The organism is [Clostridium] cellulosi (assembly GCF_036762875.1).
Lineage (GTDB): Bacteria > Bacillota > Clostridia > Oscillospirales > Ethanoligenentaceae > Ruminiclostridium_D > Ruminiclostridium_D cellulosi.
In genome coordinates this window covers 24,084-42,926 of sequence record NZ_JBAIZF010000025.1, presented here as the reverse complement: position 1 = coordinate 42,926, position 18,843 = coordinate 24,084, and the positions used below count along the sequence as shown (strand labels likewise).

Annotated in this window: 18 protein-coding genes; 16 read left to right on the top strand and 2 right to left on the bottom strand. The window is 40.7% G+C overall.

Annotated elements, in window-relative coordinates:
* The first annotated feature begins 106 nt into the window (after nucleotides 1–106).
* The 5 genes from lepB to thrC all read left to right on the top strand — a co-directional run bounded on the left by lepB (nucleotide 107) and on the right by thrC (nucleotide 4,288).
* Entirely contained in the window at nucleotides 107–697 is a 591-nt protein-coding gene (lepB, locus tag V6C21_RS07700; RefSeq protein WP_479268737.1) for a signal peptidase I, read from the top strand.
* 100 nt (nucleotides 698–797) lie between these two features.
* Nucleotides 798–1,676, top strand: a complete 879-nt coding sequence (ylqF, locus tag V6C21_RS07695; RefSeq protein WP_045085516.1) for a ribosome biogenesis GTPase YlqF — start codon at nucleotides 798–800, stop codon at nucleotides 1,674–1,676.
* Nucleotides 1,677–2,297 carry a ribonuclease HII gene (locus V6C21_RS07690; protein WP_034842032.1) on the top strand — a complete coding sequence of 207 codons (621 nt, stop codon included), beginning with the start codon at nucleotides 1,677–1,679 and terminating at the stop codon, nucleotides 2,295–2,297.
* Nucleotides 2,284–2,646, top strand: coding sequence for a YraN family protein (locus tag V6C21_RS07685; RefSeq protein WP_034842031.1), 363 nt, complete (start codon nucleotides 2,284–2,286; stop codon nucleotides 2,644–2,646). Before V6C21_RS07690 ends, V6C21_RS07685 begins: the two co-directional genes overlap by 14 nt.
* A gap of 148 nt (nucleotides 2,647–2,794) precedes the next feature.
* A complete protein-coding gene (thrC, locus tag V6C21_RS07680; RefSeq protein WP_034842030.1) occupies nucleotides 2,795–4,288 on the top strand; it encodes a threonine synthase in 1,494 nt (497 codons plus the stop codon).
* 91 nt (nucleotides 4,289–4,379) lie between these two features.
* On the opposite strand, the gene V6C21_RS07675 is transcribed toward thrC, so the two are convergent.
* On the bottom strand, nucleotides 4,380–4,568 hold the full coding sequence (locus tag V6C21_RS07675) for a DUF1540 domain-containing protein (RefSeq protein ID WP_034842029.1): 189 nt from the start codon (nucleotides 4,566–4,568) through the stop codon (nucleotides 4,380–4,382).
* 134 nt (nucleotides 4,569–4,702) lie between these two features.
* Here V6C21_RS07675 and V6C21_RS07670 point away from each other — a divergent pair, with 134 nt between their 5' ends.
* The 10 genes from V6C21_RS07670 (at nucleotide 4,703) to V6C21_RS07625 (ending at nucleotide 16,065) form a co-directional block, all read left to right on the top strand.
* Nucleotides 4,703–5,389, top strand: coding sequence for a metallophosphoesterase (locus V6C21_RS07670; RefSeq protein ID WP_034842028.1), 687 nt, complete (start codon nucleotides 4,703–4,705; stop codon nucleotides 5,387–5,389).
* Nucleotides 5,390–5,554: 165 nt separating this feature from the next.
* On the top strand, nucleotides 5,555–6,988 hold the full coding sequence (tig, locus tag V6C21_RS07665) for a trigger factor (RefSeq protein ID WP_479268736.1): 1,434 nt from the start codon (nucleotides 5,555–5,557) through the stop codon (nucleotides 6,986–6,988).
* A gap of 83 nt (nucleotides 6,989–7,071) precedes the next feature.
* Entirely contained in the window at nucleotides 7,072–7,653 is a 582-nt protein-coding gene (gene clpP, locus V6C21_RS07660) for an ATP-dependent Clp endopeptidase proteolytic subunit ClpP (RefSeq protein ID WP_034842026.1), read from the top strand.
* A 17-nt stretch (nucleotides 7,654–7,670) separates the two neighbouring features.
* Nucleotides 7,671–8,978 (top strand): ATP-dependent Clp protease ATP-binding subunit ClpX, encoded by a 1,308-nt coding sequence (gene clpX, locus V6C21_RS07655; protein ID WP_479268735.1) that lies wholly within the window; start codon nucleotides 7,671–7,673, stop codon nucleotides 8,976–8,978.
* Between the two features lie 247 nt (nucleotides 8,979–9,225).
* Nucleotides 9,226–11,685 carry an endopeptidase La gene (lon, locus tag V6C21_RS07650; RefSeq protein ID WP_479268734.1) on the top strand — a complete coding sequence of 820 codons (2,460 nt, stop codon included), beginning with the start codon at nucleotides 9,226–9,228 and terminating at the stop codon, nucleotides 11,683–11,685.
* A gap of 52 nt (nucleotides 11,686–11,737) precedes the next feature.
* On the top strand, nucleotides 11,738–12,364 hold the full coding sequence (gene yihA / locus V6C21_RS07645; protein WP_034842023.1) for a ribosome biogenesis GTP-binding protein YihA/YsxC: 627 nt from the start codon (nucleotides 11,738–11,740) through the stop codon (nucleotides 12,362–12,364).
* Nucleotides 12,365–12,369: 5 nt separating this feature from the next.
* Nucleotides 12,370–13,668 (top strand): diaminopimelate decarboxylase, encoded by a 1,299-nt coding sequence (gene lysA / locus V6C21_RS07640; protein WP_479268733.1) that lies wholly within the window; start codon nucleotides 12,370–12,372, stop codon nucleotides 13,666–13,668.
* Between the two features lie 12 nt (nucleotides 13,669–13,680).
* A complete protein-coding gene (locus tag V6C21_RS07635) occupies nucleotides 13,681–14,181 on the top strand; it encodes a DNA-deoxyinosine glycosylase (protein WP_034842019.1) in 501 nt (166 codons plus the stop codon).
* A 132-nt stretch (nucleotides 14,182–14,313) separates the two neighbouring features.
* Entirely contained in the window at nucleotides 14,314–14,700 is a 387-nt protein-coding gene (locus V6C21_RS07630) for a hypothetical protein (protein WP_034842018.1), read from the top strand.
* Nucleotides 14,701–14,847: 147 nt separating this feature from the next.
* Complete coding sequence (locus V6C21_RS07625; protein WP_479268732.1) at nucleotides 14,848–16,065, top strand: MFS transporter; 1,218 nt, start codon at nucleotides 14,848–14,850, stop codon at nucleotides 16,063–16,065.
* Here the strand turns inward: V6C21_RS07625 and V6C21_RS07620 are convergent.
* Nucleotides 16,062–16,535, bottom strand: coding sequence for a hypothetical protein (locus tag V6C21_RS07620; protein WP_479268731.1), 474 nt, complete (start codon nucleotides 16,533–16,535; stop codon nucleotides 16,062–16,064). The genes V6C21_RS07625 and V6C21_RS07620 overlap by 4 nt on opposite strands.
* A 463-nt stretch (nucleotides 16,536–16,998) precedes the next feature.
* Here V6C21_RS07620 and glmS point away from each other — a divergent pair, with 463 nt between their 5' ends.
* Nucleotides 16,999–18,816 (top strand): glutamine--fructose-6-phosphate transaminase (isomerizing), encoded by a 1,818-nt coding sequence (gene glmS, locus V6C21_RS07615; RefSeq protein ID WP_479268730.1) that lies wholly within the window; start codon nucleotides 16,999–17,001, stop codon nucleotides 18,814–18,816.
* Nucleotides 18,817–18,843: the final 27 nt, after the last annotated feature.

Below are 18,843 nucleotides of genomic sequence, written 5' to 3'. Positions count from 1 at the left end.
AGAGGGACTTTTTGTCCCTTTTTTGATTATATTCGAAACTATTTATTTTAAAGTTGCGCTTAGTCAGTATGTAAGGATAGGCAGCGTCGAATGGGGGCAAATGGGAATGAGCGAAAACAATGAGATAAATCCAGAAGTATTGAATGAGCAAAAGCAAAAAATCAGTGTTACTTCGGAATTATACGAATGGGTGGAATCAATTGTTTTTGCCCTCGCCTTCGTCGTTGTCATTTTCACGTTCCTATTAAGGCCTGTCGGTGTTGAAGGCATATCTATGATGGACACGCTTAAAAACGGTGACAAAGTTGTTATTTACAACATAAATTATGTACCGAAACAGGGCGATATCGTCGTTCTTTCAATACCTAATTCAAAAGAACTGAAAGCGCCAATAATTAAGCGTGTCGTTGCGGTCGGTGGTCAAAAGGTGCGTATAGACTACGATAACAACAAAGTTTATGTTGATGGCAAAGAGTTTGTCGCACCGATAAAGGAACCGATGGCTCCACGTGTAGGTAGTGACTTCTATCCGACTGAGCTGACAGTGCCTGATGATTGCGTATTTGTAATGGGTGACAATCGCAACAATAGTTTTGACAGCAGATATAAAGAAATCGGGCCTGTTAAGGTTAAGAATATTCTTGGGCGTGCTGTATTTCGCATATTGCCTTTCAGCGGTTTCGGTTTCTTGCAATAAAATTTTAACAATATGCTCAAACTGGCACTGGATTAACAATGGCTTTCAATATAAGCAAGACAAGACTACTTTAGTTAATTTGGAATAAATGGGAGTAAAAATGTCAGAGCAGGTTTCTATACAATGGTTTCCAGGCCATATGGCAAAAACGCGCAGGCTTATTAAAGAAAGCCTGCCGCTTGTCGACTGTGTGGCTGAAATCATCGATGCCCGTATTCCGAAAAGCAGCAGAAATCCTGAATTGGACGCTCTTTGCTCCTCAAAACCAAGAATAGTGCTGCTTAATAAAATTGACCTTGCAGACCCCGCAATAACAGAGCGTTGGGTTGAGTATATAAGAAAGAGCGGGGCAATGCCGCTTGCAGTTGACTGCAAAAGCGGACGCGGATTGAATAAGTTTCTCCCGCTTGTCAAGGAATTGCTTAAGGATAAGATTGAACAAAATGCAAGAAGAGGCATGTCGGGGAAAAAAATCAGAGTAATGGTGGCCGGAATTCCAAACTGCGGGAAGTCTACATTTATCAACAGGATGGCCGGTTCAAAAAAGCTGAAAGCAGAAGACCGGCCAGGTGTAACACGCGGTACTCAATGGATTGACCTTGGTTCTGGTATTGAAATGATGGACACCCCCGGTATGCTTTGGCCGAAATTTGAAGACCCAACCGTTGGTGAGAATCTTGCGTTTTGCGGGTCGGTCAAAGATGAAGTAATTGATATCGAATTGCTGGCACGCCGGCTACTGGAAACCATCGCAAAAACTTATCCTGATTTTCTAAGGGCAAGATATAAACTGAACGGTGAGCTTCCAGAGGAAGGCGCGGAGCTTCTTGCGCTTGTCGGACGCAAAAGAGGCATGTTGATTTCGGGCGGAGAAGTTGATACTGAACGCGCTTCAGCAGTGGTGCTTGATGAATTCAGAAGCGGCAAAATCGGCAGAATTTCGCTCGAAAAGCCAGATATGACAGAAAGCGGGCAGTAAATGGACCTATTTTATGAGAATAATTTAAAATCTGCGGGTTTTCAGAATATCTGCGGTATAGATGAGGCGGGGAGAGGGCCGCTTGCTGGCCCTGTCTGCGCTGCGGCAGTTATTTTGCCTGAAAACGCCGATTTGCCGGGGTTAAACGATTCAAAAAAACTAACTCCCCAAAAGCGTGACGTTCTGTTTGATTTGATAAAATCTCAGGCAATCGCATACGGAATAGGTTGGGCCACTGAAAAAGAGATTGATGAATTGAATATTCTAAACGCCACTTTTTTGGCAATGAAAAGGGCAGTTGAGAAGTTAAATATAGCTCCCGATGCTGCCCTTGTAGACGGAAATCGTGACCCAAAGCTTGGCATACCTACCCTTTGCGTTGTTGGTGGGGACGGAAAAAGCCCTTCAATTGCGGCGGCATCAATTCTCGCAAAAGTCAGCCGTGACAGATTCATGGATGAGCTTGACAAACGGTACCCCGATTACTTATTTGCCCAGCATAAAGGGTATCCGACAAAACTTCATTATCAGATGATTTTAAAACATGGAATATTGCCGATACATAGAAAAAGCTTTTTAAAAAATCTGTCAGAAAAGGCTGAGGCATATGGGGCGAAATAGTTCCGGAAAAATAGGCGAGGATGCAGCAGCAGAATTTCTGACAGATAAAGGCTGGAATATCATAGAACGAAATTATCACACAAGACAAGGTGAAATAGACATAATAGCTACTTTCGGGGGCTATATTATTTTTGTCGAAGTAAAAACAAGATTGGAAAATTCGCTGTTCCTTCCCCGCGAAGCTGTTGACCAAAAGAAACAGGCAAAGCTTATTCAAGCAGCGCTTATGTATATATCCTCGCATGAAATTGGCTTATTGCAGCCCAGATTTGATGTTATTGAGGTAATAGCTTCAAAAAATAAAGAAATTAAACAAATAAATCTAATTGAGAATGCTTTTGGATTATAGCTTATCCACTTTATTTAAATAACACATTAAAATTTATGCTTACAACGAATTTTGAAAAATGTTTTGACTGTCGTTAAAGTTGTAATAATATTATAAATGCTCATTAAAAAGCAGTTAACATTTACATGGTAAAACGGAGGGCAGCTCTATGATTTATAAGAGTACAAGAGACAGTTCTATTTCTGTCACTTCTGCGCAGGCAATCAGTATGGGAATTTCGTCTGAAGGAGGACTGTTCGTCCCAGCGAGTATGCCATGGCTCTCCTATAATGATATGAAAGAATTGGCGGAACAGAACTATGTCTCTCGTGCTGCATATGTACTGAGCCGCTTCCTCACAGATTACACCTCAACAGAAATAAATGATTGTGTATCTAAGGCATACACAATGGAAAAGTTTGAAACAGAAAGTATCGCTCCGCTTTACGAGCTTGATCCGTCAACCTATATGCTGGAGCTTTGGCATGGCCCGACTTGCGCGTTTAAAGATATGGCGCTGCAGCTTCTGCCGCATTTGCTTTCCTATGCCACAGAAAAATGCGGCAACAAAAAGACAATGGTTATACTTGTTGCTACGTCGGGCGATACAGGCAAAGCTGCCCTTGAAGGATTCAAGGATGTTCCGGGAACAAAGATCATAGTCTTTTATCCCAAAGAGGGCGTCAGCGCGCTGCAGAAGCTCCAAATGGCGACACAGCAGGGTGAAAATGTCGGAGTTTTTGCAATTGAAGGCAATTTTGATGCTGCGCAAAGCGGAGTCAAAAAAATATTTACAGATGAAGATATAAAAAAAGCGCTTGATGAAAACGGCATGATGTTCACCAGCGCAAATTCAATCAACTGGGGACGGCTTGTTCCTCAGATTGTGTACTATATTTCCGCATATGCCGACCTTATTAAAAATGGACGGGTAAGTTGCGGCGAATTTATAAATGTCGTAGTGCCGACAGGTAACTTTGGTAATATACTTGCTGCATATTATGCCAAGAAAATGGGTATCCCGATTGGCAGACTTATCTGCGCTTCAAATGCAAATAATGTTCTTACCGATTTTATTATGACGGGCAAATATGATAAAAACAGACAGTTCTATACGACAATCTCACCGTCCATGGATATCCTTATTTCAAGTAACCTTGAACGCCTGTTATATGATCTTTCCGGCTGCGATGACGCTAAGATCAGAAGTTATATGGATTCTCTCGCGAAAGAGGGAAAATATACTGTTGACGACAGCATTAAGAATTCAATCGGCGAATACTTCTGGGCCGGCTACTGTGACGATAACATGACAAGGCAGACAATAAAAGATATCTATAATAAATACGCTTATGTTTGTGACCCTCATACTGCTGTTGCAGTCAATGTACTTGAACAATACAGGGTAAAGACAAACGATATGTCAAAAACGATAATCGCTTCTACGGCAAGTCCATTTAAATTTGCCGGAGATGTACTTGAATCCATAAAAGGCGAAAAATCGTCTGGAAGTGAGCAGGAGCAAATTAATGAGCTTGCTGAGCTTCAGATGACAACGCCGCCAAAACAAATTTCCGATTTGTTTGAGCTGCCTGTGCGTTTCACACAATCCTGCGCTAAAAACGAACTTAAAGATGTAGTTTTCAAAGCACTTGGCATTTGAAATTACGATTTAAGTTAAAAGAGCAGCCGGATTCAACTTAAAAACCTCCGCCGCAGGGCGAAGGTTTTTAAGTCAGCAGCGGGCACGTCATTTATTTAGGTCTGAAGGTCGAACATGCAGTATCTGCACTGTTAGTGGCAAAGGTCGGCCCGACTTTTATTTGACTCGCACTGCATTTGTGTTTTGGATCGTGGTAAACGCAGTTTGTTACATCGCAGTGAATTCCGCTGATATGCTCTTTTTTCGTTAATTTTTCAGATATGCGTTCGACGACATTCATCGAATCCTCCCCTTTCAACTGTATTTTTCCCGTCTAAAAATTGTTTACGCTTTGAATATATTGTTCGCTATGGCAACTATATGAGAAAATTGCTCTGTGTAGGTATTGAATGCCGCTTATTTTAGGGGGTAAAAATGTCTTTATTTGCAATCTCCGACCTTCATCTTTCGTTTGGCACTGACAAACCCATGGATATATTTAAAGGTTGGGAAAATTACATCGATAAAATAAAAACCAATTGGCGGAAAGTCGTAAGCGATAATGATACAGTTGTGATAGCAGGCGATGTTTCATGGGCAATGTCGTTGGAAACGCTTCTGCCCGACTTTGAATTTATTAATAATCTACCCGGAAGAAAACTAATCATCAAGGGAAACCACGACTTTTGGTGGAACACGATGAATAAGATGAACAAGTTCCTTGATGAAAATAATCTTAATACAATTAAAATTATCCATAACAACGCTGAACTGTTTGACAATTATGCAGTGTGCGGAACAAGGGGGTGGTTCTGCGATGCAGAAGACAACAAAAAAATATTGCTGAGAGAAGTCGGCAGGCTGGAAACTTCCATCAAGAAAGCTGAAGAAGCATCAAAAGAACCATTAGTATTTCTTCACTACCCGCCTGTTTGCAACGGATACTGCTGTGAAGAAATAATGAACGTCTTAAAAGAACATAACGTTAAGAATTGCTATTTCGGTCATCTACATGGAAGAGCGGCAGATACAGCCTTTGAAGGTGAATACGACGGAATCATATTCCGCCTTATATCATGTGACCATACGCATTTTGCTCCTGTAATCGTCAGAAATGACTGAAATCAGAATTTTGATAGAATGTTTGTCTATTTTTAAGTAATTATTTCCGCACCCTTTATTAAAAATAACAGTGGCTAAATTTTCATGGATATGATATAATAGCTTGGATAAGTTGCTGGTGCCTATTTTCTGGCAACGGCTTATATAAATTTAGGAGGATGTTAAATGGGTTTAAATAGCGCTAATAAGATTGAGACAAACAAATACGAACTTGAGATTTCTGTAGATAAGGATAAATTTGCAGAAGCTGTAGACAAAGCATTCAAGAAAAATGCTAAACGCATAAATGTTCCTGGATTCAGAAAGGGCAAGGCACCACGCAGTGTTATTGAAAAGCTTTATGGCGAAGGCATTTTTTATGAAGATGCTGTAAATTCACTTTATCCGCAGGCTTATGAAGAAGCAGTTAAGGAAGCAGGAATCGAACCTGTCGATCGTGCTGATATAGAAGTTGTCGATATTAGTAAAGAAAAAGGCGTAACATTCAAAGCGAAAGTAACAGTAAAACCGGATGTTGAGCTTGGCGAGTACAAAGGCCTTAAAGCGGTCAAAAAGGTTTATACTGTAAGTGACGATGAAGTTAACCACGAGCTTGAACACGTCCGTGAAAGAAATGCTCGTATTATTACTGTTGAAGACAGGGCTGCACAGAAGGGCGATATCGCGGTAATTGATTATGAAGGTTTCCTCGACGGTAAACCCTTCAAAGGCGGAAAAGCTGAAAAGCAAGAGCTTGAGCTTGGTTCAGGTACATTTATTCCTGGTTTCGAAGACCAGATTATCGGCCATAAAATCGGTGAGAATTTTGAAATCAATGTAACATTCCCGGAAAATTACCATTCAAAAGAACTTGCCGGCAAACCTGCTGTTTTCAAAATTGTGCTTCATGAACTCAAAGTCCGCGAACTTCCGGAGCTTGATGATGAATTTGCAAAAGATGTAAGCGAATTTGATACACTTGATGAATATAAGGCTGATATTAAAAAGCGCATTCAGGAAGCAAAAGATAAAAGGTCTGAAACTGAAGTTGAGGATGCTTTGGTTGAACAGATTATTGGAAGCATGAAGGCAGAAATTCCGGAAGTCATGTTCGAACGCGCAATCGACAATATGGTAAATGATTTTAACTATCGTCTGCAGATGCAAGGCATGAACCTCAAGACATATTTGCATTATGCCGGCATGGAAATGGATGAGTTCAGAAAGACATTCCGTGAGCAGGCTGAGCGCCAGGTTAAGATGCGTCTTGCACTTGAAAAAATTGTTGCTAATGAGAAATTTGAAGTAACCGACGAAGATCTTGACGCAGAATATAAGAAGCTTGCAGGACAGTATGGCATTGATGCTGAGAAAATCAAGAATATCATTAATGCCGATGACCTTAAGAAGGACATTGCTGTCAACAAGGCAATTGACTTTGTCCGCGACAATGCTGTCATAACTGAGGAAGCGGCTACAGAAGAGACGCACAAACATGACGACAGCGAAAGCAAGGACAAAAAAGACAGCAAAGTTACTAAGGCCAGCAAAGATAGCAAGGCTAAAACAGAGAAGAAGACCACCAGAAAAACTAAAAAGGATAGCAGTGATAAAGAATAAATAACACTGTTATGCGTATTATAATTTTTATGTGTCAATAATTTAAAAGATCGGCTATAATTATTTATGCAAGGAGTGATATTATGAGTCTCGTACCTATGGTTATTGAACAGACTAACAGGGGAGAGCGTTCCTACGATATATTTTCGAGGCTATTGAACGACCGTATCATTATGCTTTCGGAAGAGATTAATGATGCAAGTGCGAGCATCGTCGTAGCTCAGCTTTTATTCCTTGAAGGCCAGGATCCGGACAAAGATATTCAGCTTTATATCAATAGTCCTGGAGGTTCAATTACCGCAGGAATGGCTATCTATGATACAATGCAGTATATTAAATGTGATGTATCAACAATTTGTGTCGGTATGGCAGCGAGTATGGCCTCATTCCTCCTTGCTGCAGGTGCGAAGGGTAAACGCTTTGCACTTCCTAACAGTGAAATAATGATTCATCAACCATTCGGTGGCGCACAGGGACAGGCTACAGATATCAAGATTCATGCTGAGCATATTATTAGAATACGTAATAAGATGAATAAAATGTATGCTGAATTTACAGGTAAACCGATTGAAGTAATCGAACGTGATACTGAACGTGACAATTTCTTGACTGCGGAAGAAGCAGTAGAGTATGGACTCGTTGATAAGGTGATTTATAAGAGATGAGATAGGTCGGGTGATTTATGGCTAAATTTGAAGACCGCAGGGTGCTAAAGTGTTCTTTTTGCGGAAAAACACAAGATCAGGTAAAAAGGCTAATTGCCGGACCGGGTGTTTATATATGCAACGAGTGCATCGAACTTTGTCTGAGTATCCTTGAAGACGAAAATGTCGTTGAAAGGCCGAAGTCTGCAAAAGAGGATAACGAAATTACCCTCATGAGTCCGGCCGAAATGAAAAAGAAGCTCGACGAATATGTAATCGGGCAGGATGACGCAAAGGTTGCACTGTGTGTTGCAGTTTACAATCACTATAAACGTATTTTTTACGGCGATACAAGTGATGTAGATTTACAGAAGAGCAATATTTTGCTATTAGGGCCAACGGGTGTCGGCAAAACTTTGCTTGCCCAGACTTTGGCCAAGATGCTTAATGTACCATTCGCAATTGCCGATGCAACGACACTTACCGAAGCGGGATACGTAGGTGAGGACGTCGAAAACATTTTGCTGCGTCTTATTCAGGTGGCAGATTATGATGTTGAGAGGGCAGAAAAAGGTATAATCTATATCGATGAAATCGATAAAATCGCCAGAAAGTCTGAAAATCCCTCAATAACCCGTGATGTAAGTGGCGAAGGCGTGCAGCAGGCACTTTTGAAAATCCTCGAGGGAACGATTGCAAACGTCCCACCTATGGGCGGGCGCAAATACCCCCATCAGGAATTTATACAGATAAATACAAAAGACATTCTGTTTATTTGTGGCGGGGCGTTTGATGGCTTGGAAAAAATTATTGACAAGCGAATTGGTCAAAATACTCTTGGTTTCGGCGCTGAAATTAAGAGCAAAAAGGAAAAGAACACTGGAGATATATTGAAACAGGTAATTCCTCAGGATCTCGTTCGTTTCGGCTTAATTCCGGAACTTGTCGGAAGACTGCCTGTTATAACGACACTGTCATCACTCGACAGAAAGGCTTTGATAAACATCCTAACGAAGCCCAAAAATGCAATTTTCAAACAGTATGTGAAGCTGTTTGAAATGGATGGCGTTTCTCTTAATTTTGATGAGGATGCATTCAATGCTGTTGCAGACTTGGCAATAGAACGTGAAACGGGCGCAAGAGGATTGCGCGCGATAATGGAGGATATTCTGACAAAGGTAATGTTTGAGGTGCCTTCCGATCCGACTATCGAAAAGATTACTGTTACAGGGAATTGTGTCAGAAAGAAGGAGAATCCGATTATTGAGTACAATCCGGATAAACGGGCTCAGCGGATGCTGATTCCGCATAAACAAACGCACAAAAGACGTGAGAATGCATCATAAATAAAAGGCAGCCTGCGGGCTGCCTAATTTTTTAATAATATATTTCTAAATTACGAAACCTCATTTGAACTTGCACAAAATATCGAAAAAATAATAAAACAAATTGGATAAATATACTATAACTATAAATGGAATGTCAAATCTGGATGTTTGATATTGTATGATAGGGCATTTTATAATATAATCTTAAAAGAACTCTTTTTTGATATATGAATAGCGCAACTTTCTTATCCCGGAGGATAATGATATGAATACAAAGGATAAAGCTATTGAAACGGTTACAATCCCTTTTATGCCGTTGAGGGGATTAACTGTTTTTCCAAATATGATAGTAAATTTTGATGTTGGCAGAAAAAAATCTTTTGAAGCATTGATGGCAGCTATGTCTGTCAACCAAATGATTTTATTGGCAGCACAGCGCGATGCTCGCGAAGATGACCCTGAAAAAGATGATATATATGAGATTGGCACAGCAGCGAAGATAAAACAGATTGTTCATCTTCCCGGCGAAAGTGCAAGAGTGCTGATTGAGGGCGTTTATAGAGCCAGAATCACCGATATAATAAGCGACGAACCTTTTTTCACCGCCGTTGCCGAACCTTGTTTTCAGGAAGGGCGCCCAATAAGCGCTACAAGGGCGCAGGCTTATATTAGGAAAGTCCAGGACCTTGTCTCGGAATATTCTGATATAGGGCCCAAATTGCCGCAAGACGTTTTTACTGAAATCTATAATGCAAAAGATATAGGCGCGCTGTCTGACTACATAGCTTCGAATTTAATTCTCAATTTTGAGGACAAGCAGGCGGTTTTAGAGGAGCTTAATCCCTCTAAACGCATACAGTTGGTTATAAGATTACTTCAGAATGAAATAAAAATACTGAATATTGAACGCGATATAAACAAAAAGGTTCACGAGGAAATAGATAAAAACCAGCGTGAATATTATATTCGTGAGCAAATTAAGGTTTTGTCGCAGGAACTTGATGAAGGCGATAACCCGAGAAGTGAAGCGGAAGAATATCATCAAAAAATAGATGCGCTTCAATTAGGAAAGTCAGGAAACAAGGAAAAAATTGAAGCCGAAAAAGAGGCAGCGGAAAAAATGCATGAACAGGCAGACCGCCTGTTTAAGATGCCGATAGGTTCCCATGAAGCGACAGTAGTCAGAACATGGCTTGATGCTTGTCTGGCTCTTCCGTGGAATAAGCAAACGAAAGATAAGATTGACCTAGATTACGCCAGAAAGGTTCTTGACCGGGACCATTATGGCCTTGATAAAGTCAAGGACAGAATTATAGAATACCTCGCAGTCAAAAAGTTATCACCAAATGTTTCCGGTCAGATTATCTGCCTTTATGGGCCTCCGGGCGTTGGCAAAACATCAATTGCACGCTCAATTGCCAAAGCAATCGGAAGAAAGTATGTTAGGGTTTCACTCGGCGGTGTCAGGGATGAGGCTGATATCCGCGGCCACAGGAAAACATACATAGGCGCCATGCCCGGCAGAATAATAGAAGCTCTTACAAGAGCCGGCGTATCAAATCCGCTGATGCTTCTTGATGAGATTGACAAGCTTGATGGCGATTTTCGTGGTGATCCCGCTGCGGCACTGCTTGAAGTTTTAGACTCAGAGCAAAACTATGCATTCAGGGACCACTTCATTGAAATACCGTTTGATCTCAGCCATGTTATGTTCATAACTACAGCAAACACACTTGACACTATTCCTGAGCCGCTTCTTGACCGTATGGAAGTAATCTCTCTTTCCAGTTATACAAGAGAGGAAAAGTTTAATATTGCGAAGCGGCATCTTCTTAGTAAGCAACTGAAGAAACACGGACTTAATAAGCGCAAGCTTATTATAGACGACGATGTGCTGTATGGTCTTATAGATTTTTATACACGCGAAGCAGGTGTCCGCAATCTTGAGCAGGAAATCGGAACACTGTGCCGAAAAGCAGCAAAGGAAATTGTGTCAGGTAAAAAGCAAGTAAGGATAAGGGAAGAAGACCTCGAAAAACTTTTAGGCCCGAAGCGCTATAAGCCTGAAACAATCTTGAAACGGGATGAAGTCGGCGTAGTTACCGGGCTTGCTTGGACAAGTGTCGGCGGCGAAACAATGACGATTGAAGTCAATGTAATGGATGGCAGCGGCAAGCTTGAACTTACCGGTTCTCTCGGTGATGTAATGAAAGAATCGGCAAAGGCTGCAATAAGTTATATAAGATGCCGCGCGGACGAGCTTGGCATATCCAATGATTTTTATCAGTCGAAGGATATACATATCCATGTGCCAGAAGGGGCAATCCCGAAAGACGGGCCGTCGGCAGGGGTTACTATGGCCACTGCAGTCGCGTCTGCATTGACAGGCTATCCAGTAAGACGTGACGTAGCAATGACAGGCGAGATAACACTGCGTGGACGCGTTCTTCCGATAGGAGGACTTAAGGAAAAGACAATGGCTGCATACCGCGCAGGAGTAAAAACAGTAATCATTCCAGAAGACAATAAAGCCGACCTTGAAGAAATTGACAAGACCGTCAGGGAAAAGCTGCATTTTATTACAGCTGATAACATGGACACCGTCCTCAAATCTGCTATAATATTCCCTAAGAAAAAGGCTTGCAATAATAATGACAAAAAAGAAGACTTGAATTTGCTAACTAATATTCCATCGGATAATATAGCAACAGTTATCAGGCAATAATTTTACTAAGATGTAAATATCAACTCCGTTAATTTTGGAGGAAAAAGTATTAATGGACAATATTTCGCTATTCAATAAGGCGGCGGCAGCTGCGGCATTTGAGACGTCAGCATATGTGCCTTCTCAATTAATTCCGTCGGATAAACCTGAAATTGTCTTTTCAGGCAAATCCAATGTCGGGAAATCTTCGATGATTAACAGGTTAGTATCCCGCAAAGGGCTTGCAAAGGTAAGTTCCGAGCCCGGAAAAACCGCTTCCATAAATTTTTATGACTGCGGTTTTTTCCGGCTCGTTGATTTACCAGGATACGGATATGCTAAGGTGTCAAAGAAAGATAAAGAAAAATGGTCAGAGCTTATTGAAGGTTATTTTGGACAAAACCGGAATATAAAGCTGGTTGTTCAATTAGTCGATGTTCGCCGCGAACCCTCACAGGATGACGTTTTAATGTTGGATTATCTAACTCAAAACAATCTGCCTTTTGTTGTTGCTTTGACAAAGACAGATAAACTTAAAGCAACCCAGCTTGCAAAACGTAAAATTGAGGTTCCGAAAGAACTTTCTTTCTGCTCGCCAAAAATTATTTTTACATCTGCTGATAATGGTATGGGGATAGATGAATTAAAAAGTGAAATTGTGCATGCGTGTTATAAAAATAATTTAGAAGATGGAGAGTAAGGAAATTGTTTAATTCAGATTGTTTGAACATCAATGAAAAGGGAAATCTCACAATTGGAGGATATGATACCACCGAGATTGCAGCAGAATTTGGGACTCCTGTTTATGTTATGGATGAAGAGACCGTAAGGAAAAATTGCAGACTTTATAAACAGTCGATTGACAATTATTACGGCGGTAATGGACTCCCTCTTTATGCAAGCAAGGCATTGAGCTGCAAAGAAATGTGCCGTATCGCAGCAAGCGAAGGCTTGGGGCTTGATGTTGTCTCAGGCGGTGAACTTTATACAGCTATGGAGGCTGGATTTCCGGCTGACAAAATTTATTTCCACGGCAATAGTAAAACGCGGGAAGAAATTGAATACGCAGTAGACTGCAAAATTGGTTGCTTTGTGGTTGACAATATTGATGAACTGATTTTGCTTAATAAAATATGCGATGAAAAAGGCACAAAGCAGGATATAATGCTGCGATTAAAGCCAGGCATAGACGCGCATACACACGATTTCATAAGAACTGGCCAAATAGACTCGAAGTTTGGATTTGCAATTGAAACAGGCGAGGCGGACCAGGCTGTTAAAAAAGCACTGGAGTATAAAAATTTAAACCTTGTTGGCGTGCATTGCCATATAGGTTCGCAGATTTTTGAGGTAGAACCTTTTGAGTTGGCCGCCCAAGTAATGATCAATTTCATGGCGGATATGAAGGAAAAATATCATGTCGTATTGTCCCGCTTAAACCTCGGCGGAGGTTTCGGTATTAAATACATACCTGAAAACAAGCCGATAAAGTATGATAAGTATATGGAAAAGGTTTCAGAGACAGTACGAAAGACCTGTGAGGAACGCGGCCTTGATTTGCCGTATATTTTGTTGGAACCGGGCAGGTCATTAGTCGGTGAAGCCGGAATAACGCTCTATCGGATATGTTCAGTCAAGACTATTCCCGGCGTTCGCACATATGTGTTGACAGATGGCGGCATGGGAGACAATCCGCGCTATGCCCTGTATCAAGCGGAGTATGACGCCGTAATAGCAAATAAGGCTAACGAAGAGAGAACAGTAAAAGTGACAATCGGCGGTAGGTACTGCGAAAGCGGTGATCTTATTCAGGAAAATTTGATGATACAGCAGCCTGAAACTGGAGATTTGCTTGCAGTTTTCGGAACAGGTGCTTATAATTATTCAATGGCGTCAAATTACAACCGCGTTCCGCGTCCGCCTATTGTTATGATCACAGACGGCAAACCGCGTGTTATTGTAAGAAGAGAAACTTATGCAGACATTGTAAATTGCGACATTTGAGGCTGGATTGTTTTGAGCGAGAACAGGATTAATTCTTTTGATCCGATCTACGATGAAAACAGCAAAATACTGATATTAGGGACAATGCCGTCAATAGCGTCTCTTGAACAGGGAATGTATTATTCCCACCCAAGAAATGCGTTCTGGAAGATACTGAAGGACTTGACTGGCGACGATCCCGGCAACACAAATGCATCAAAGCGCAGCTTCCTATTGCGCCACAATATCGCACTCTGGGACACACTTTCATCCTGTGAACGGCAAGGGTCACTTGACGGTAATATCAAAGAAGAACGTCCGAATAATGTGGCCGGTTTGATTAAGTCATGTCCTTTAATACAAGTTATTTTTCTTAACGGAGGGGCAGCGCTAAAATACTATAAGCGTTATCATGCCTCAAAGATTGAATTGCCATATATCGCTCTGCCCTCAACCAGCCCGGCTAATGCACGCGGCGGGTATGAGAAAAAGCTTGAGGCTTGGCGAAAGGTAGCAGACTATATCGTCAAATGACTTGTTTTGGCTATATTATATTAACCCACACTTGAATGTATAGAAATTATTGTATATAATTAATATAGGTTTGGCTAATTATTGATGATTTGGATTGACATAAGTAATATAACTATAAAGGGGGACATATAGATGATTTGTAGTTATTGTAAAAGCGATATAGTTTACCTCAAGGAGTCAGAAGGTAAAACTGGCGTCTATTGCCAGAACTGTGATCGCTGGTTAAAATGGGTTGATGGCGAAGAAAAGACTAAAATATTAAATGAAATAAATAAGCGTAAGCGTGAAATTCGTATAGATGGTGCCGATTATGACATTGTTAGGGAGAAGCTAAGGACATATAAGAAGAAATATGAAGCTCTTTCAGAAGAGTTGCGCTTTTTTAAGCAGAGAAGCGCAAAGCAAAATACAAGTGACCTTGAGGCATCAGCAATGTATGAGAAAGCCTTGAAGCTCAAAGAATTGACTGCAAAGATAGCTGCATATGACGAGGTACTATTAACTCTAAGATTAAAGTAATTAGAAAAAAACCACTTATTAGATTTCCTGTTTGCCTTAGTTTATATTACATATATGGTAAGCAGAAAACCTAATAGGTGTTTTTTTATTATTTGGAATAAATGTCTAAAATAACTTCAGGATTGAAAACTTAAGGAGGCGTTACTATTGAGCAATAAAGGCCCGCTCAGCGTCTATAAAGGCTTGCCCCGCGGCATCTATATAATATTTATTTCAAGAATTATAGACAATATGGGCAGTGTTGTTATGCCCATGATAACGCTTATCCTGACACAAAAAATAGGGCTACAAAAAGATATAACGGGTATATTAGCCACTGTTTTTATGGTGACGCAGGCGCCGTTTTTATTGCTGGGCGGAAGGCTTGTGGACAGAATGGGCAGCAAAAAGGTTATTGTTCTTTTCAATACACTTGGGGCACTTGCCTATATCCCATGCGGATTCATGAAACCCAGTATTGGAATGGCGCTGCTTATTGCTCTGGCCGCAAACCTTTTTGCTGTTGCGGCTCCGGCCTACAACTCAATAGTAATCGAACTTGTCGGAGAAGACAAAATAAAAAGTGCATATTCAATCCTGTTTCTCGGATATAATCTTGGGCTTGCCATAGGACCGGCAATAGGCGGTATGCTGTTCAATAAATACTTGCAGGCCCTGTTTTTTATTGACGCGATTACCTGCCTAATATCTGTCGTCCTCGTTTATTTTTATGTTCCGGACAATTCACTTGAGAAAAAGACTGATTCTGCCTTTACATTGAATGAGTCAGCTTTAAGACTTATCTTTAAGTCTCCAATGCTTATCGTTTTTTCAATATTATTGTTAGGGTATAACTTCTGCTACTCGCAGTGGGGCTTTATGCTGCCTCTGCAGTCAGCAAGCCTGTTCTTAGAGAATGGCGCAAAATATTATAGTATACTTGTAAGTGTTAATGCGGTTTGTGTCATTTTGTTTACACCCATTCTGACACATCTTACACAAAAGTTTAGGCCGCTGTCAGTAGTTACAATAGGCGGATTATTTTACATGCTCTCATTCCTGATTTTCGCGGAAGGGAAAATCCTTTTCATTTTTATTGTTTCGGCCGCGATTATGACTATAGGTCAAATTTTGATTAATATAAATGTGAATATATATATTGCGCAGCAGGTACCTCAGGCGTATATTGGACGTGCAAATTCAGTGCTTAGTATAGTAAACGGAGCAGGTGTTGCTGTGGGCCCGGTAATAATGGGATATGTTCTTTTGCGGATCAGCTATGAAACCGCGTGGTTTATTGTTGCGGGTTTAATGTTGCTGGGTTCTTTGGGGATGTTTGCTTTAAACGCACGCCGGTATCATTTTCTGAAAGCTAACAATCACTAATTGTTTTCACGTAGCCACTCCGGTATTTCAAGCCTTTTATAGCTCAAAAGGTGCCTTTTTCCATGCCTATACAAGTTTCTGTAGTTTTCAACTGCGTCTGAACCTGTAATATACTCATTATCCATAACACAAATAATGTTAGTAAACCCGCGGTCAATCAATGATGGGGGTTTCATGCTCTTAAGTATTTTCTCACATTTGTGTTTTTTTCCAAATCTAAATGTATATTCTTTGCATAATGAAATAGCGAGATTTCTCAGCCATATCCAATTTGATAGGGAAGTTCTTGCCCATCTGCAGCAGGGATGATTGGCGTGTGTAAGCTTATAAGGCGCGAGATTGCTTTCACCAGTAAAATAATAAGCGGAACTTAGTATTTGGGTATACTCCACAATCATTTTTACTACATGCTTGTCGCAGTGAAATCTTGCGCATTTATTTACATCATGGTCAAGATAGAAAATATTCAAATTTAATCCCTTCTGCCAGAAATATTGCATAATATTATAGTAAAACAGCAGTGTTAGACGCCAGAATTATAAAATATCCAGCTTGACAATATCTTATAATAGTGTATTATAAAAGAGTTGTCTGTTTTATTATAAAAGGAAAGGAAGTGAATAATGTATATAAAAAATTAATCAAAAGGAGGGGATTATGGTAATAATAAAATTAAATATTAAAGCGCCAGGACCGATATAAATCGGTTGACGAGGTGGGGAGTTATCGAAAGATTCGGCGGGTGCTCCTCCGGCCGTTAGTGTTGCGGTCGTTAGCTCATGCTACAAAAAACGCGGGTAACCGCGCAAAAAAAGGCTGAGCATTCAGCGCTATTATTATACCTTTTTTAGGAAATTACCGTATTTATCGAGTTTTTATATACATATTTGAGCGGTTCGTTTTATTTTTGAATTATTGGAGGATATTATATATATGTGCGGTATAGTTGGATATATAGGGGACAGAAATTGTGCCGACGTTTTGTTGGACAGTTTGGCGAGTCTTGAATACCGCGGCTATGATTCAGCCGGTGTTGCGATATATGACAATGATGACGGCGCAGTAAAATGTGTCAAAACTAAAGGCAGACTGTCGGCATTAAAAGAAAAGCTGAAAAGCGTTGGGACGCCATCCGGAACTTGCGGCATAGGACATACTCGGTGGGCAACACATGGAAAACCTTCAGATAAAAATGCACATCCACATTCGGGTAAAAATGTAACAATTGTGCATAACGGAATAATTGAAAACTATTCGTCCCTTAAGAATGAACTTAAGCAAAAAGGCTATGATTTCTCATCTGATACCGATACTGAAGTTGCTGCAAAACTTATAGATTATTTCTATAAAGGGAACCCTATTGCGGCAATAAAAAACGCAGTATCAAAAATCAGAGGTTCTTATGCCTTTGGAATACTTTTTCACGATATTCCGGATAGAATTTATGCTATAAGAAAAGACAGCCCGCTAATTGCGGCAAAAGGTTGCGGTGAGAATTTTATCGCTTCGGATATTCCCGCTATCTTAAAATATACCCGGGATTATTACTTGATTGACGAAAACGAGATTGCGATAATAAGCCGTGACGATTTAAGAATAGTAGATTTTGACGGCAATGAAGTAAATAAACCGCTCCAAAAGGCGACATGGACCGTATCCGCCGCCCAAAAAGACGGTTATCCGCACTTTATGCTGAAAGAAATCTTTGAACAGCCTAAAGCTGTTAAAGATACCGTTTCAACGAGGATAACTGAAAACGGCATCAACTTTGAAGGCATAAAAGACGGCGAATTCAAGGACATCGAAAGGATTCACATAGTCGCCTGCGGAACGGCAATGCATGCTGGAATGGTCGGGAAATACATTATCGAATCAATGGCAAGAATTCCAGTTGAGGTTGACATTGCCTCCGAATTCCGTTACCGCAACCCGATACTCGGCAAAAAGGATTATTTGATAATAATTTCTCAGTCAGGCGAAACAGCAGATTCACTTGCTGCGCTGAGACTGGGAAAAAAGATGGGTGTAAAAACCCTTGCTGTTGTAAATGTTGTAGGTTCTTCAATTGCAAGGGAAGCGGATCATGTGATTTATACATGGGCAGGTCCGGAAATAGCTGTTGCTTCAACCAAAGCGTATTCGGTACAGCTTGCTGTAATATATATGCTTGCAGGCCGGATTGCCTTTGAAAACGGTAAAATCGACGACAAAAGCTATGCAGAATTGCGCGCTCAGATACTAACTCTTCCGGATTATATCTCGAAAATGTTAAAGACACAGGAAACCTGCAAGAAACTCGCAGATAAGTACAGCAATGCGCAAAATATATTCTTTATTGGCCGCGGACTCGATTATGCCGTTTCTATGGAAGGTTCGCTTAAACTCAAAGAAATATCTTATATTCACAGTGAAGCATATGCGGCTGGTGAATTAAAACACGGCACAATTTCGCTGATTGTTGACGGAATGCCTGTTGTCGCTGTTGCCGCACAAGAAGAACTCTTTGAGAAAACTTTGAGCAACATTAAAGAGGTGAAAGCAAGAGGGGCCGATGTCCTATTGCTTTGCCGTGAAGGCGAAGAAGGTATAGATGCGGCTGATGAAATAATTCAGGTACCAAGAATACCGGGAATATTTATGCCGTCGCTTACAGTTATTCCTCTTCAGCTTTTTGCGTACTATATGGCTGTAAAGCGTGGCTGTGATGTCGATAAACCACGGAACCTTGCAAAGTCCGTCACAGTGGAGTAAAATAAAAATCAAACTTAATAGATTGAA